A 14,179-nucleotide genomic window follows, 5' to 3' on the forward strand; every position below is an offset into this window, starting at 1 on the left:
TTCAGGCTGTCATCTATAGGGTTCTCCTGAATGCGTCGCTACATCCGCCTGCCTCTGATTTTCCTGGTTGTCAGCCTGCTGGCTGTGCTTGTGCTTGCAGCGGCGGGGCAGCATTACCGCTTGTTCGAACGCGGCTGGTTCAATTTCAAGACCTGGTGGCAGCCCTCCGAACTGAGCATCGGTCTGGACCAGTATCGCGTGGCGATCGAGGCACAGCCCCTCGAAGGGCTGAATGACGATATCTCCGCACTCACCTTCGATCCGGACCGCAATAGCCTGTTCACCGTGACCAATCAGCGTTCGGAGTTGATTGAGCTGTCGCTGGACGGGCGCGTACTGCGGCGGATACCACTCACCGGTTTCGGCGATCCCGAGGCGGTCGAATACGTCGGCCCCGGCAGTTATGTGATCACCGATGAGCGTGAGCAGCGCCTGATTCGTGTGCAGCTCAACGACAACACGCTATTGCTTGATGCCAAGGATGCCGAGCAACTGACCTTGGGGATCGGTCTGAACGGCAACAAGGGCTTTGAGGGTCTGGCTTACGACTCGGTGGGCAAGCGCCTGTTCGTGGCCAAGGAGCGCGACCCGATGCTGATTTACGAGGTGCATGGCTTCCCCCACGAAAACCCCGAGCAGCCTTATGCGGTGCATGTGGTGCAGGACCAGAAACGTGATTCACGGCTGTTTGTGCGCGATCTGTCGAGCTTGCAGTTCGATGAGCGCAGCGGCCATCTGCTGGCGCTGTCGGATGAGTCGCAGCTGGTGCTGGAGCTGGATGTGAAGGGTAAACCCTTGAGCAGTCTGTCACTGCGCAAGGGTTTTCAGGGCCTGAAGCAGAGCGTACCGCAGGCTGAAGGCATCGCTATGGACGATGCCGGGACCATTTACCTGGTCAGCGAGCCGAACCTGTTTTACGTGTTCAAGAAACCGACTGAGTAAGCTTCATCGCGGGGCAAGCCCGCTCCCACAGTGGGAGCGGGCTTGCCCCGCGATGCTTTTAGACCTTGAGGGTCTTGACCCCTTCAGAAGTCCCCAGCAACAGCAGATCCGCCGGGCGTGCCGCGAACAAGCCGTTGGTGACCACGCCGACAATGGCGTTGATCTGGCTTTCCAGTTCCACCGGGTTGGTGATCTGCAGGTTATGCACATCGAGGATGATGTTGCCGTTGTCGGTGACCACGCCTTCACGATAGACCGGGTCGCCGCCCAGCTTGACCAGCTGGCGCGCCACATGGCTGCGGGCCATCGGGATCACTTCGACCGGCAGCGGGAAGGCGCCCAGCACCGGCACCAGCTTGCTGGCGTCGGCGATGCAGATGAAAGTCTTGGCCACAGCGGCAACGATCTTTTCGCGGGTCAGGGCTGCGCCGCCGCCTTTGATCAGGTTCAGGTGCTCGTCGCTCTCGTCGGCGCCGTCGACATAGAACTCCAGGTCGCTGACGGTGTTCAGTTCATACACCGGAATGCCGTGACCCTTCAGGCGTGCGGCAGTTGCTTCAGAGCTGGCCACGGCGCCATCGAAGGCAGCCTTGTGCTGGGCCAGGGCGTCGATGAAGCAGTTGGCGGTCGAGCCGGTGCCGACGCCGACGATGCTCTTGTCGTCGAGCTTGGGCAGAATGAAATCGACAGCGGCCTGGGCGACAGCCTGTTTGAGTTGGTCCTGGGTCATGCGGGCTCCGAAGCGGGGAGGAGTATCGTGAAGACGCGTAGTATAGCGGCTAAAACCACGGACTTGCTGTGGTCGCCCGACAAGGCGCTGGGGTAGACTTCCAGCCCCGCCCAACCGCTCAGTGATGCTTTCCCGATGCTCGAACAGTACGTCAAGAAGATCCTCACCTCGCGCGTTTACGACGTTGCCGTCGAAACCCCGTTGCAGACCGCCGGCCAGCTGAGCAAGCGCCTGGGCAACAACATCCTGCTCAAGCGCGAAGACTTGCAGCCGGTGTTCTCTTTCAAGATTCGCGGTGCCTATAACAAGCTGGCGCAGCTGACCCCTGAGGAACTGGCCCGTGGCGTGGTTACCGCTTCGGCCGGCAACCATGCCCAGGGCGTGGCGCTGGCGGCGCGGGAGCTGGGGATCAAGGCGACCATCGTCATGCCCAAGACCACCCCGGAGATCAAGGTCGAAGGCGTGCGCTCGCGCGGTGGCAAGGTCGTGCTGCATGGCGACTCGTTCCCGGAAGCACTGGCCTACTCGCTGAAACTGGTCGACGAAAAGGGCTTCGTTTATATCCACCCCTATGACGATCCGCACACCATTGCCGGTCAGGGCACGGTGGCCATGGAGATCCTGCGCCAGCACCCGGGTCAGCTGGACGCGATCTTCGTTCCCGTCGGCGGCGGCGGTTTGATCGCCGGTATCGCGGCTTACGTGAAGTACCTGCGCCCGGAGATCAAGGTGATCGGCGTCGAGCCGGATGACTCCAACTGCCTGCAAGCCGCCATGGCTGCGGGTGAGCGCGTGGTCTTGCCGCAGGTCGGGCTGTTCGCCGATGGCGTGGCCGTAGCGCAGATCGGCCAGCACACCTTTGACATCTGCAAGACCTATGTAGATGAAGTGGTGACCGTCAGTACGGATGAAATCTGCGCTGCGATCAAGGATATCTACGACGATACCCGCTCGATCACCGAACCTGCCGGCGCACTGGGCGTGGCAGGCATCAAGAAGTACGTCGAACTCAATGGTGTCCACGGCCAGACCCTGGTGGCTATCGACTCGGGTGCCAACGTCAACTTCGACCGCCTGCGCCATGTTGCCGAGCGTGCCGAGCTGGGTGAAGGCCGCGAAGCCATCATTGCCGTGACCATTCCTGAGCAACCCGGCAGTTTCAAGGCGTTCTGCGAGGCGATTGGCAAGCGCCAGATCACCGAATTCAACTACCGCTACCATGCCGATGGTGAGGCGCACATCTTCGTCGGCGTGCAGACCCACCCGGACACCGACCCGCGCAGCGCGCTGATCCAGAGCCTGACCGAGCAAGGCTTCCCGGTACTCGACCTGACCGACAACGAGCTGGCCAAACTGCATATCCGTCACATGGTAGGCGGCCATGCCGCGCGGGTCAGTGACGAACTGGTGCTGCGTTTCGAGTTCCCGGAGCGTCCGGGAGCGTTGTTCAACTTCCTCAACAAGCTCGGCGGGCGCTGGAACATCTCGATGTTCCATTACCGCAACCATGGCGCGGCCGATGGTCGCGTGGTGGCGGGGCTGCAAGTTCCGGATGATGAGCGCCATCTGGTGCCTGCCGCCCTGGCCAAGATCGGCTATCCGTACTGGGATGAAACCGATAACCCCGCGTACCGGCTGTTCCTGGGCTGAGCAGCTAAGCTCAGGACAGCTCACAAGGAAGCAATGACATGGAATACCTGACTACTCTCAAGGTCCTGCACATCTCGGCCACCGTGCTGTTGCTCGGCAGTGCCCTTGGCCTGGCGATCTGGACCTGGCTGGCGCGCCGTAAGGGCGACACGGCAGTAGCGAGCCGACTGATGCAGCGGCCGCTGGTGTTTGTCTGGCTGTTGATGGGTATCTGCCTGGTCAGCATGCCGTTCACCGGTTGGTGGCTGGTGCACCTGATCGGCTGGCCACTGGGCCAGACCTGGGTGCTGGGCTCCAGTGTGATCTACACCTTCGGCGCGTTCAGCTGGTTCTGGCTGCTGGCGCGGGTCAATCGCCTGCGTACGGCACCGACTGCGGGCAATCCGAAGTTCACCCTGGCGCTGGCGCTGTTCAGTGGTGTGTGTTTCATCGCTATCGCCGGCCTGATGGGCGCCAAACCGGTCTGATCATACGGGCTTCGGTGGGAGCGGGCTTGCCCCGCGATTGCGGTTGTTCAGTCACATCGCATCGCGGGGCAAGCCCGCTCCCACCGAGCAGTCGCTCCCATAGCGGCGATCAATCGCGCAGGCTGATCACCGGCCAACCGCGCTTTTCAGCTTCGGCGCGCAGCTTCGGGTCCGGATCGACGGCGACCGGATTGGCCACCTGCTCCAGCAGCGGCAGATCATTCATCGAATCGCTGTAGAAATAGCTGCCTTCCAGGTTGAAGCCGTTTTCTTCCAGCCATTGATTCAGACGCGTCACCTTGCCTTCACGGAAGCAGTGCACACCGGTACTGCGACCGGTGTAGCGACCGTCAACCATCTCGCATTCGGTGGCCAGCAGCGTCTCGACTTCCAGACGCTTGGCAATCGGCCCGGTAATGAAGCGGTTGGTGGCGGTGATGATCACCAACTTGTCGCCGGCATCGCGGTGCTTTTTCAGCAGGGCCAGGGACTTGGGCAGGATGATCGGTTCGACGCAATCGCGCATGAAATCGGCATGCCATTCGTCGAGCTGGGCCATTTCGGTGTTGGCCAGGATCTCCAGGGTGAATTCCAGGTAGGCATTGAGGTCCAGCTTGCCGGCCAGGTAGTCCTGGTAGAACTCGTCGTTACGGTTCTTGTAGGCCACCGGGTCGAGAATGCCGCGCTCGCACAGGTAGTCGCCCCACGCGTGGTCGCTGTCGCCGCCGAGGAGGGTATTGTCCAGATCGAATAAAGCCAGGCGCATTTAAGTCACTCGCATAACATCTGAAAAGTCCCACAGAATACGGACTTTTCACATCGGTGCACATAAGGTAAACAGGCGCGTTGCTGGCCTTGTGACCTTTGTGGAACAATGCGGTTACATGCGTTTGCGAGGTTGCTGCCGTGATCGACCCCGATGGTTTTCGCCCCAATGTCGGGATCATTCTGACGAATGATCTTGGGCAGGTGCTATGGGCTCGGCGGATCAACCAGGATGCCTGGCAGTTCCCCCAGGGCGGTATCAACCCTGAAGAGACGCCGGAAGATGCCCTGTACCGCGAGCTGAACGAAGAAGTGGGGCTAGAGCGCGATGATGTTGAAATTCTTGCCTGCACCCGCGGCTGGTTGCGTTATCGTTTACCCCAACGTCTGGTTAGGACCCACAGCCAACCGCTGTGTATCGGCCAGAAACAGAAATGGTTTCTCCTGCGCCTGGTCTCCAACGAGCAGCGGGTGCGGATGGATCTGACCGGGAAACCGGAGTTCGATGGCTGGCGCTGGGTCAGTTATTGGTATCCGCTGGGCCAGGTGGTGACATTCAAGCGCGAGGTTTACCGCCGCGCTCTCAAAGAGCTTGCCCCGCGCCTGCTGGCGCGCGACTGACGACGGAGTTCGACCCCGAGCCATGCTCAATACGCTGCGCAAGATCGTCCAGGAAGTTAACTCCGCCAAGGATCTCAAGACGGCGTTGGGGATCATTGTGTTGCGCGTCAAAGAGGCCATGGGCAGCCAGGTATGCTCGGTCTACCTGCTCGACCCGGAGACCAACCGCTTCGTGCTGATGGCCTCCGAAGGCTTGAACAAGCGTTCGATTGGCAAGGTCAGCATGGCCCCTAACGAGGGCCTGGTCGGTCTGGTCGGCACCCGGGAAGAACCGCTTAACCTGGAAAACGCCGCCGACCACCCGCGCTACCGTTACTTCGCCGAAACCGGTGAAGAACGCTTCGCCTCGTTCCTCGGTGCGCCGATCATTCACCACCGGCGGGTGGTCGGGGTTCTGGTTATCCAGCAAAAAGAGCGGCGCCAGTTCGATGAAGGTGAAGAAGCCTTCCTGGTGACCATGAGCGCTCAGCTGGCCGGCGTAATTGCTCATGCTGAGGCCACTGGCTCGATCCGTGGCCTGGGCCGTCAGGGCAAAGGCATTCAGGAGGCCAAGTTCGTTGGCGTGCCCGGTTCGCCCGGCGCTGCGGTAGGCAAGGCAGTGGTCATGCTGCCACCGGCCGATCTCGATGTGGTGCCGGACAAGTCGGTGGATGACATCGACGCCGAACTCAAACTCTTCAACAATGCGCTGGAAGGCGTACGCGCCGACATGCGCAGCCTGTCCGCTAAACTCGCCACCCAGCTGCGCCCGGAAGAGCGCGCGTTGTTCGACGTCTACCTGATGATGCTCGAAGACGCGGCCCTGGGCGGCGAAGTGGTGCAGGTGATCAAGACCGGGCAGTGGGCCCAGGGCGCCTTGCGCCAGGTGGTGGGCGAGCACGTCAACCGCTTCGAGCTGATGGACGATGCCTACCTGCGGGAGAGGGCTTCCGATGTGAAGGATCTGGGCCGGCGTCTGCTGGCCTACCTGCAGGAAGCACGGCAGCAGACACTGGTCTATCCCGATAACACCATTCTGATCAGCGAAGAACTGACCCCGGCGATGCTCGGCGAAGTGCCGGAAGGCAAGCTGGTCGGCCTGGTTTCAGTACTTGGCTCAGGTAACTCCCACGTCGCGATCCTGGCCCGGGCCATGGGTATTCCGACTGTGATGGGCCTGGTTGACCTGCCGTATTCGAAGGTCGACGGCATCGACATGATCGTCGATGGCTACAAGGGCGATGTCTACACCAACCCTAGCGACGTGCTGCGCAAGCAGTATGCCGAAGTGGTCGAAGAAGAGCGCCAGCTGGCTCAGGGCCTGGATGCCTTGCGCGAATTGCCGTGTATCACCCTCGATGGCCACCGCATGCCGCTGTGGGTCAACACCGGCCTGCTCGCCGATGTCGCCCGCGCCCAGCAGCGTGGTGCCGAAGGGGTCGGCCTGTACCGCACCGAAGTGCCGTTCATGATTAACCAGCGCTTCCCCAGCGAAAAGGAGCAGCTGGCGATTTATCGCGAGCAACTGGCGGCCTTCCACCCTTTGCCGGTCACCATGCGCAGCCTGGACATCGGTGGTGACAAGGCGCTGTCGTATTTCCCGATCAAGGAAGACAACCCCTTCCTTGGCTGGCGCGGTATCCGCGTGACCCTCGACCACCCGGAAATCTTCCTGGTGCAGACCCGCGCCATGCTCAAGGCCAGCGAAGGCCTGAACAACCTGCGCATTCTGCTGCCGATGATTTCCGGTATCCACGAGCTGGAAGAAGCCCTGCACCTGATCCACCGGGCCTGGGGCGAAGTGCGTGACGAAGGCACCGATGTGCCGATGCCGCCGGTGGGCGTGATGATCGAGATCCCGGCCGCGGTCTACCAGACCCGTGAGCTGGCGCGCCAGGTGGACTTCCTGTCGGTCGGTTCCAACGACCTGACCCAGTACCTGTTGGCGGTCGACCGCAACAACCCGCGGGTTGCCGACCTCTACGACTACCTGCATCCGGCCGTACTGCAAGCCCTGCAGAACGTGGTGCGCGACGCCCATGCCGAAGGCAAGCCAGTGAGTATCTGCGGCGAGATGGCCGGTGATCCGGCGGCAGCGGTGCTGCTGATGGCCATGGGTTTCGACAGCCTGTCGATGAACGCCACCAACTTGCCGAAGGTGAAGTGGATGCTGCGTCAGGTCAGCCTGAGCAAATCCCAGGAGCTGTTGGCCCAGGCCATGGGCATCGACAACCCGCAAGTTATCCACAGTTCGCTGCAACTGGCCCTGAAGAACCTGGGGCTGGCGCGGATGATCAATCCGGGGTCGGCGAAGAATCTGTAAACCTTATCGCGGGGCAAGCCCGCTCCCACAGGATCGGTGGGAGCGGGCTTGCCCCGCGATAGCGTCAAACCTGCAAATCCACTTCCCCCAGATGCCCGCCAAACGGCCCGAAACTGCGCTCCACCAATCGCCGCCGACCATCCGCCTCGACAATCAACACCGTACTTGCCCGCGTTCCATAGTTCTGGCTGGCGATAAACACACTCGACAGTAAGCGCTCGGTGCTGAGCCCTACGCCGGTTTCCGGCAGCTCGCCGTCCGCCGCTTGCAGGTTATCCCCAAGCAACGTCAGCAAGGCTTCGGGCTGCGGGTCAGCCAGATGTTGCGTCAGCCCGGCACGGGCCTTGACCAGCTTCGGCCAGGGCGAATCCAGCCCGGCGTTGGACAGGCCATAAACACCTTCGCCAAGCAGCCGTACCTGCGCGTCACGGGCGCTCAGGTAGCCCAGCGCGCCGTTATCGCCTACCAGCAGGTTGAACCCCGAATACTGCTGGCTGCGGCTGGCGACCTGGTCCAGATAGGCTTCGACGCCCAGCTCGCCACGCAGGAAGGCCGCCACCAGCTCACCCCGGGAGCGTGCACCCAAGGCTTGCTGCGGATCACGAATATTGGTCAGCGCAGCAAAACGCCCCGCCGGGCCTACGCCCAGCCAGGTACCGCCTGCTTCCAGGTCGCGCCCGGCATAGACGCCAGGTGCATCGTCCCAGGCGCCCAGCATGCGGCTGGGACGGGCATAGAACTCATCGCGGTTGGCCGCGACGATCAGCGGCTGGGCATGCCCGGGCCGCCAGGCGAAAACGATCAGACACATAGGTGGACCTCTGTGTTTTTGCCCACTCTACCTATAGCGCCCGACCTGATCCATCGACTTGATGTGTCTTCACTAGAGCCGCAGGCCTCCCTTCCGTTACCATGCCGGACTGAATTGACGGGGGCGACAATGGAATTCGTGCTCTATTTGCTGCTGGGCGCCTGCGCAGGCGTGCTGGCCGGGCTGTTCGGCGTTGGCGGTGGCATCATCATCGTGCCGGTGCTGGTGTTCAGTTTCACCTTGCAGGGCTTTGATGCCTCGGTGCTCACCCACCTGGCGGTGGGCACGTCGCTGGCGACCATTGTCTTCACCTCGATCAATGCCATTCGCGAGCACCATCGCAAGGGTGCAGTGCAGTGGCCGATCTTTGTCTGGATGACCCTGGGGATACTGGTCGGTGCCGGTATCGGTGCCAAGACTGCCTCGGCGATCCAGGGGCCGATGCTGCAGAAGATCATCGGTGTGTTTGCCCTGGTGATTGCCGCGCAAATGGCCCTGGACCTCAAACCCAAGGCCAGCCGCAGCATTCCCGGCAAGCCCGGCTTGACCGCCGCCGGCAGTGTGATCGGCTGGGCCTCGGCGATCTTCGGTATCGGCGGCGGCTCGTTGACCGTGCCGTTCCTGACCTGGCGCAGCCTGCCGATGCAGCAGGCCGTGGCAACGTCCTCGGCCTGCGGGTTTCCGATTGCGGTGGCCAGCGCCCTGAGTTTCATCTGGCTTGGCTGGCACGACCCGCACCTGCCGGCGCATAGCCTGGGCTTTGTGTACCTGCCCGCGCTGCTGGGGATTGCCCTGACCAGCATGTTTTTTGCCCGCTTCGGCGCGCGTCTGGCGCATAAACTGTCGCCACGCCTGCTCAAGCGGCTGTTCGCCGCGCTGCTGTTCTGCGTGGGCTTAAGCTTTTTGCTTTAACGAGAGGAGTTACCATGCTGCCTTACCCGCAGATAGATCCCGTGGCCATTGCCCTGGGACCGCTGAAAATTCACTGGTACGGCCTGATGTACCTGATCGGCATCGGCGGCGCCTGGCTGCTGGCCTCGCGGCGGCTGAACCGCTTCGACCCGACCTGGAGCCGCGAAAAACTCTCGGACCTGGTGTTCTGGCTGTCGATGGGCGTGATCGTCGGCGGACGGTTGGGCTATGTGCTGTTCTATGACCTGCATGCCTACCTGGCCAACCCGGCGCTGATCTTCGAAGTGTGGAAGGGCGGCATGTCGTTCCACGGCGGTTTTATCGGCGTAATGCTCGCGGCCTTGTGGTTCGGCAAGCGCAACAACAAATCGTTCTTCGAGCTGATGGACTTCGTCGCGCCGCTGGTACCGATTGGCCTGGGCGCCGGGCGGATCGGCAACTTCATCAACGCCGAGCTGTGGGGCAAGGCCACTGACGTGCCGTGGGCCATGGTCTTCCCGCCGTTCAGCGATCCAGCGCAATTGCCGCGTCACCCGTCGCAGCTGTACCAGTTCGCCCTGGAAGGTGTGGCATTATTCCTGATCCTTTGGCTGTACTCGCGCAAGCCGCGCCCGACCATGGCCGTTTCCGGCATGTTCGCGCTGTTCTACGGTATTTTCCGTTTCATCGTAGAGTTCGTGCGGGTACCCGATGCCCAGCTTGGCTACATCGCCTTCGGCTGGTTGACCATGGGTCAGTTGCTTTGCGTGCCGATGATTGTCGGTGGCATCTTCCTGATCTGGTGGGCCTACAACCGCAAACCCACGGCCAAGGCCGCCGTTTGATTTTCCACGGCAGGGCGATCCCCTGCCGTCTTTGCTACAGGTAAGCCATGAAACAGTATCTAGATCTGGTCCGCGACGTCATCGAAAACGGCACCCTGCAGGGTAACCGTACCGGTATCCGCACCATCAGCCTGCCTGGCGCCATGCTGCGCTTCGACCTGCAGAAAGGCTTTCCGGCCATCACCACCCGCAAGCTGGCGTTCAAGTCGGCCATCGGCGAAATGGTCGGCTTCCTGCGTGGCGTGAAGAATGCTGGCGAGTTCCGTGAACTGGGCTGCAAGGTCTGGGACCAGAACGCCAACGAAAACGCCCAGTGGCTGGCCAACCCGTTCCGCCAGGGGCATGACGACCTCGGCGAGATCTACGGCGTGCAATGGCGCCAGTGGCCGGCCTACAAGCGTATCCCGCTGAGCAACCCGGCCGCGATCGAACTGGCGCAGAGCCAGGGCTTCCAGAAGATTGCCGAAGCTGAAGAAGACGGCGAAGCCTTTGTGGTGCTGTACAAGGCCATCGACCAGATTCGCCAGTGCATCGACACCATCCACAAAGACCCGGGCAGCCGCCGCATCCTGTTCCACGGCTGGAACTGCGCCCAGCTCGACGAAATGGCCCTGCCGCCGTGCCACCTGCTGTACCAGTTCCACCCGAATGTCGAGACCAAGGAAATCTCCCTGACCCTCTACATCCGCTCCAACGACCTGGGCCTGGGCACACCGTTCAACCTCACCGAAGGCGCGGCATTGCTGTCGCTGGTCGGTCGCCTGACCGGCTACACGCCGCGCTGGTTCACCTACTTCATCGGTGATGCGCATGTGTACGAGAACCACCTCGACATGCTCAACGAACAGCTCAAGCGCGAGCCGCTGGCGGCACCGAAGCTGGTGATCAATGATCGCGTGCCTGAGTATGCCAAGACTGGTGTGTATGAGCCGGAGTGGCTGGAGAAGGTCGAGCCGAGTGACTTCAGCCTGGAAGGTTACGAGCACCATGCCCCGATGACGGCGCCGATGGCGGTTTGATTGACTGCAATTGTCGGCAAGTTCACTTTTGCAGACAGCCGCTAACCTTATCGGGGGGTTGACCCGCGATAAGGTTGGTCCTATTTGAGCAAGCTATCATCACTTTATGAAATAAGAGTAAAAGATTCTATAAAATAAGAGTAAATGCCAAATGCCATCCAGGCAGCACATACCAACATATGCAAGCTCCACGATATAACCAGCAGCCGCTTCAGATTATCCGGAAATTGTTTTTCCTCATCTGGATCTAATAGTCCTTTCTTTATGTATGTGTTTTTGAATATCAAGGCCATGGTAAGGCCGCCAATACGTATAGCTTTCCCCGGCAAACCTGCTTGCGAATATATTGATCTAGTACCCACGACAATACTACTGTTGCTTAAAAAAGCTTCCGCCTTTTCTGTGTAGGCATGTGCCACGTAGGCTAACCAAATTAATATAAAAAATGATGGTACTAAGACGAAGCTTGCAATTAGGCCTATAGGTACCTGAGTCACTGATTATATTTCCCATATACATACTCACCAAGCTGCTCGCCTCTGCCGCTACCGATGTCATCGCCGATTTTTCCGATCATCGCGACGGCTACCACAGTACAAGCATCATTCGATGAAATTAGAGTAGATGCTAAGTGCCATCAAGGCGGCACACACCAAGAAGACCAAACCCCATGATACGAATAGCAGTCGCATCAGTTTTTTTGGGAAATTTTTTACTTCACTAAGCTCCAATATCCCTTTTTTGATGCATAGGTTTTTGATCATAAGAGCCATGGTAAGTATGCAGCTGCGCATAACTTTCCCCAACAAGCCTGCTTGTGAGTATATTGATTTGGTGCCCACGACAATACTGCTATTGCTTAAAAAGGCTTCCGCTTTTTCTGTGTAAGCATGTGCCACGTAGCCTACCCAGATGCATATAAAAAATGTCGGAACTAGAATGAATCCTGCAATTAGGCCTATAGGTATCTGATTCATTGAGCATATTCCCCATATAAATACTCACCAAACTGCTCACCACGATACTGTCCGACTCTACCGCCTGCCCAGCCTCCCACCGCTCCGCCTACGACACCGCACACTAGGGCTCCTGGACCGCCAGTGGCGATGCCTAAAACGACGACGCAGCCAAGGGCGGCGGTACCGCCTCCTACATAACCTGCCGCGGCACCCAACATCAATCCACCGGCTAATGAGGCCCCCTCCACATACTTCGCCTTCCTGCACTGCTCTTCCCGGCCCAATGAACAGGCTTTTTGGATACTAAGCGCGGTGGCTGCGACCTCCAGCGCAGTACCTATGTAGGTACCTTTTTTCACAATCTTCGCAGCTTTGGCCACACCGCTGATCTTGCCGGCGTAGCCGTCGATTTCGCCCTTGTGCAGGAAGCTCTTCGTGGAAATGCCCAACATTCGTTTGATGGACCCTTGTTGCTGCAATCCGGCACCGTATGCCGCCACGTTGTCGAGCTGAGACCCCAGCTTGCCGAATAACACGGCACGCTCGACATAGAACTTGTCCCGAGCCGCTGGCGAGCCCGTGCGTAAATACTCGTTATGGAGCTTTTCGATGTCGAGCAAGGATTTGCGAATGGCTTCCAGGTGTTTGCTCCAGGCGTCACTTACCACCCCTGCGCCGAGGGCGCCATGGGCGAGCATGTTCTGGAGCAGGTCAAAGTTGTCCAGCAAGAAGTCGTCAGCGTCAGTGTTACTCGACAGCAGGGCAATATGAACTTCAAGCGCCTTGGCCATCATGTAGGCCTCTTGGCTGGTGCTTGATGGCGTGGACAGATCGCCGAGGATGACGAGCTCCCCCGCCAGCACAACGCTGTTGGCGATGTGACTGTTGAGGGCAATGAATTTGCGATTCGCGATACCGGAAAGGTTAAGCCCGGCTCTCAAGGATTCGAAAGTCTGGGTTCTGGTATTTATGAAAACCTGAGGCTCAGCCATGTTCGCCTCACGAATACCGTTTGTTGCCAATTCGATCCCAGCCGCCTGCGACATTGCCGCCGCCGGCACCATCGCTACGCTTTTGCTGGGTGTAGGTGGTTTTGATGCGACCGAAATCCAGCTGCACTACTTCCTGAGGGACACCTGCACCAGCGTTTTGCATGTAGTCAGCGATGATGACTTGCTCAAGAACAATCTCGAAGTATTTGAGTTTGTCAGTGCCCGCACGGCAAAGCGCCAGGGTCACTTCTTTCAAGTGCTCGCCTGCGCAACTGGCTTCCAGCAGCTTGCAGCTGGATTTATCCATTGCCTTGGTGAACGTGAATGCGGTCATGGTCGTGCGGCCAGAGGATGCGCCGCCCGCCGAGCTGGCGGTTGCGGAGGTGCTTTGGTGGGCCCCAAAGCTATAGCCGGTGATTTCAATCCAGTCCCGGTATGTTTCGTCCAGCGCTTCGCCAGGAATACCGTCGATTTTTATGAATGCGTCAAACGCCATATTGCCACTCCTTGGTGATGGTAAATGCTCCGTGTCGGCGTACATCAGCGCGACGTCCTGAGGAAACTAGTCCTCATGAATCTTCTCAACAATGAGAAAGCGCGACAGCATTCGTAGGAGTGGTCTGAAAGCAGCGGACTGGTCGGTGGGAGCGGGCTTGCCCCGCGATGAGATGTGAATGACAGACCGCTATCGCGGGGCAAGCCCGCTCCCACCGGGTGGTTTTTCGTCAGTGGCCGTGGCTTCTGCCTACATGTGAATGCTCGGCCTCGGGGGCCGTCACGGCGCCGTTGACTTCAAGATGCTGGAGGATCGAGCACTGCACCTCTTTGGGATGACAATGCTGGCGCAGCTCCAGCAATTGCGCCTGCAACGCCTGCAACCCTTCGATTCGCGCATTGACGTGCTGGATATGCTCGTCGATCAGGGCGTTGACGCTTTCACACTGGTCGTCCGGGCTGTCGCGCAGGCGCAACAGGCTGCGGATTTCTTCCAGGGTCATGTCGAGGGTGCGGCAATTGCGGATGAAGGTCAGGCGCTCGACGTGGGCCTGGGTGTACAGCCGGTAATTACCCTCGCTGCGCGCAGGCTCCGGCAGCAGGCTCTCCCGCTCGTAGTAACGGATTGTTTCCACTGCGCAGTCGGTGGCTTTGGCCAGTTCTCCGATCTTCATCTGAAAATACCTCGGC

At 59.8% G+C, this 14,179-nt stretch carries 16 protein-coding genes; 8 read left to right on the forward strand and 8 right to left on the reverse strand.

The window, feature by feature from the left end; all coding sequences use genetic code 11:
- Window positions 1-30: 30 nt before the first annotated feature.
- Complete coding sequence (locus ACVI9W_RS13500; RefSeq protein WP_461530258.1) at window positions 31-942, forward strand: SdiA-regulated domain-containing protein; 912 nt, start codon at window positions 31-33, stop codon at window positions 940-942.
- Between the two features lie 58 nt (window positions 943-1,000).
- Here the strand turns inward: ACVI9W_RS13500 and rpiA are convergent, their stop codons facing one another.
- Window positions 1,001-1,672 (reverse strand): ribose-5-phosphate isomerase RpiA, encoded by a 672-nt coding sequence (gene rpiA, locus ACVI9W_RS13505; protein ID WP_038605494.1) that lies wholly within the window; start codon window positions 1,670-1,672, stop codon window positions 1,001-1,003.
- A 135-nt stretch (window positions 1,673-1,807) separates the two neighbouring features.
- Here rpiA and ilvA point away from each other — a divergent pair, with 135 nt between their 5' ends.
- Together ilvA and ACVI9W_RS13515 are read left to right on the forward strand one after the other, a co-directional pair.
- A complete protein-coding gene (gene ilvA / locus ACVI9W_RS13510; RefSeq protein WP_461530259.1) occupies window positions 1,808-3,322 on the forward strand; it encodes a threonine ammonia-lyase, biosynthetic in 1,515 nt (504 codons plus the stop codon).
- Window positions 3,323-3,360: 38 nt separating this feature from the next.
- Window positions 3,361-3,789, forward strand: coding sequence for a DUF2269 domain-containing protein (locus ACVI9W_RS13515; RefSeq protein ID WP_461530260.1), 429 nt, complete (start codon window positions 3,361-3,363; stop codon window positions 3,787-3,789).
- A gap of 109 nt (window positions 3,790-3,898) precedes the next feature.
- Here ACVI9W_RS13515 and ACVI9W_RS13520 read toward each other — a convergent pair whose 3' ends face one another.
- A complete protein-coding gene (locus tag ACVI9W_RS13520) occupies window positions 3,899-4,555 on the reverse strand; it encodes a histidinol-phosphatase (RefSeq protein WP_461530261.1) in 657 nt (218 codons plus the stop codon).
- Window positions 4,556-4,695: 140 nt separating this feature from the next.
- Between ACVI9W_RS13520 and ACVI9W_RS13525 the strand changes: the two genes are divergently transcribed.
- On the forward strand, window positions 4,696-5,175 hold the full coding sequence (locus ACVI9W_RS13525; protein WP_010222140.1) for an RNA pyrophosphohydrolase: 480 nt from the start codon (window positions 4,696-4,698) through the stop codon (window positions 5,173-5,175).
- Between the two features lie 22 nt (window positions 5,176-5,197).
- A complete protein-coding gene (ptsP, locus tag ACVI9W_RS13530) occupies window positions 5,198-7,477 on the forward strand; it encodes a phosphoenolpyruvate--protein phosphotransferase (RefSeq protein WP_157190760.1) in 2,280 nt (759 codons plus the stop codon).
- Between the two features lie 64 nt (window positions 7,478-7,541).
- Here ptsP and ACVI9W_RS13535 read toward each other — a convergent pair whose 3' ends face one another.
- The gene (locus ACVI9W_RS13535; RefSeq protein WP_461530262.1) at window positions 7,542-8,288 is read right to left on the reverse strand and encodes an NRDE family protein; all 747 of its coding nucleotides are present in this window, start codon (window positions 8,286-8,288) and stop codon (window positions 7,542-7,544) included.
- A 129-nt stretch (window positions 8,289-8,417) separates the two neighbouring features.
- Between ACVI9W_RS13535 and ACVI9W_RS13540 the strand changes: the two genes are divergently transcribed.
- Genes ACVI9W_RS13540 through ACVI9W_RS13550 form a run of 3 tightly spaced genes read left to right on the forward strand, consistent with a single transcriptional unit; the run spans window position 8,418 to window position 11,043 of the window.
- Window positions 8,418-9,200 (forward strand): sulfite exporter TauE/SafE family protein, encoded by a 783-nt coding sequence (locus ACVI9W_RS13540; RefSeq protein ID WP_038605510.1) that lies wholly within the window; start codon window positions 8,418-8,420, stop codon window positions 9,198-9,200.
- Between the two features lie 14 nt (window positions 9,201-9,214).
- The gene (gene lgt, locus ACVI9W_RS13545; RefSeq protein ID WP_461530263.1) at window positions 9,215-10,024 is read left to right on the forward strand and encodes a prolipoprotein diacylglyceryl transferase; all 810 of its coding nucleotides are present in this window, start codon (window positions 9,215-9,217) and stop codon (window positions 10,022-10,024) included.
- A gap of 47 nt (window positions 10,025-10,071) precedes the next feature.
- On the forward strand, window positions 10,072-11,043 hold the full coding sequence (locus tag ACVI9W_RS13550; RefSeq protein WP_038605514.1) for a thymidylate synthase: 972 nt from the start codon (window positions 10,072-10,074) through the stop codon (window positions 11,041-11,043).
- A gap of 104 nt (window positions 11,044-11,147) precedes the next feature.
- Here ACVI9W_RS13550 and ACVI9W_RS13555 read toward each other — a convergent pair whose 3' ends face one another.
- From ACVI9W_RS13555 to cadR, 5 genes are all read right to left on the reverse strand, one after another.
- Window positions 11,148-11,462: a hypothetical protein gene (locus ACVI9W_RS13555; RefSeq protein ID WP_461530264.1), complete on the reverse strand. Its 315-nt coding sequence runs from the start codon at window positions 11,460-11,462 to the stop codon at window positions 11,148-11,150.
- 183 nt (window positions 11,463-11,645) lie between these two features.
- Entirely contained in the window at window positions 11,646-12,020 is a 375-nt protein-coding gene (locus ACVI9W_RS13560) for a hypothetical protein (protein ID WP_461530265.1), read from the reverse strand.
- On the reverse strand, window positions 12,017-12,994 hold the full coding sequence (locus tag ACVI9W_RS13565) for a hypothetical protein (RefSeq protein ID WP_461531834.1): 978 nt from the start codon (window positions 12,992-12,994) through the stop codon (window positions 12,017-12,019). Before ACVI9W_RS13565 ends, ACVI9W_RS13560 begins: the two co-directional genes overlap by 4 nt.
- 7 nt (window positions 12,995-13,001) lie before the next feature.
- A complete protein-coding gene (locus ACVI9W_RS13570; protein WP_342623884.1) occupies window positions 13,002-13,490 on the reverse strand; it encodes an Hcp family type VI secretion system effector in 489 nt (162 codons plus the stop codon).
- Window positions 13,491-13,719: 229 nt separating this feature from the next.
- Complete coding sequence (gene cadR, locus ACVI9W_RS13575) at window positions 13,720-14,163, reverse strand: Cd(II)/Pb(II)-responsive transcriptional regulator (protein WP_157190769.1); 444 nt, start codon at window positions 14,161-14,163, stop codon at window positions 13,720-13,722.
- Window positions 14,164-14,179: the final 16 nt, after the last annotated feature.

Source organism: Pseudomonas sp. 210_17 TE3656 (assembly GCF_054821965.1).

Coding starts and splice junctions, on each gene's coding strand:
- ilvA (WP_461530259.1), top strand. CDS start 1,808: ATGCTCGAACAGTACGTCAAGAAGATCCTCACCTCGCGCGTTTACGAC.
- ACVI9W_RS13565 (WP_461531834.1), bottom strand. CDS start 12,994: ATGGCTGAGCCTCAGGTTTTCATAAATACCAGAACCCAGACTTTCGAA.
- ACVI9W_RS13570 (WP_342623884.1), bottom strand. CDS start 13,490: ATGGCGTTTGACGCATTCATAAAAATCGACGGTATTCCTGGCGAAGCG.
- ACVI9W_RS13560 (WP_461530265.1), bottom strand. CDS start 12,020: ATGAATCAGATACCTATAGGCCTAATTGCAGGATTCATTCTAGTTCCG.
- ACVI9W_RS13550 (WP_038605514.1), top strand. CDS start 10,072: ATGAAACAGTATCTAGATCTGGTCCGCGACGTCATCGAAAACGGCACC.
- rpiA (WP_038605494.1), bottom strand. CDS start 1,672: ATGACCCAGGACCAACTCAAACAGGCTGTCGCCCAGGCCGCTGTCGAT.
- ACVI9W_RS13500 (WP_461530258.1), top strand. CDS start 31: ATGCGTCGCTACATCCGCCTGCCTCTGATTTTCCTGGTTGTCAGCCTG.
- cadR (WP_157190769.1), bottom strand. CDS start 14,163: ATGAAGATCGGAGAACTGGCCAAAGCCACCGACTGCGCAGTGGAAACA.
- ACVI9W_RS13540 (WP_038605510.1), top strand. CDS start 8,418: ATGGAATTCGTGCTCTATTTGCTGCTGGGCGCCTGCGCAGGCGTGCTG.
- lgt (WP_461530263.1), top strand. CDS start 9,215: ATGCTGCCTTACCCGCAGATAGATCCCGTGGCCATTGCCCTGGGACCG.
- ACVI9W_RS13520 (WP_461530261.1), bottom strand. CDS start 4,555: ATGCGCCTGGCTTTATTCGATCTGGACAATACCCTCCTCGGCGGCGAC.
- ACVI9W_RS13515 (WP_461530260.1), top strand. CDS start 3,361: ATGGAATACCTGACTACTCTCAAGGTCCTGCACATCTCGGCCACCGTG.
- ACVI9W_RS13535 (WP_461530262.1), bottom strand. CDS start 8,288: ATGTGTCTGATCGTTTTCGCCTGGCGGCCCGGGCATGCCCAGCCGCTG.
- ptsP (WP_157190760.1), top strand. CDS start 5,198: ATGCTCAATACGCTGCGCAAGATCGTCCAGGAAGTTAACTCCGCCAAG.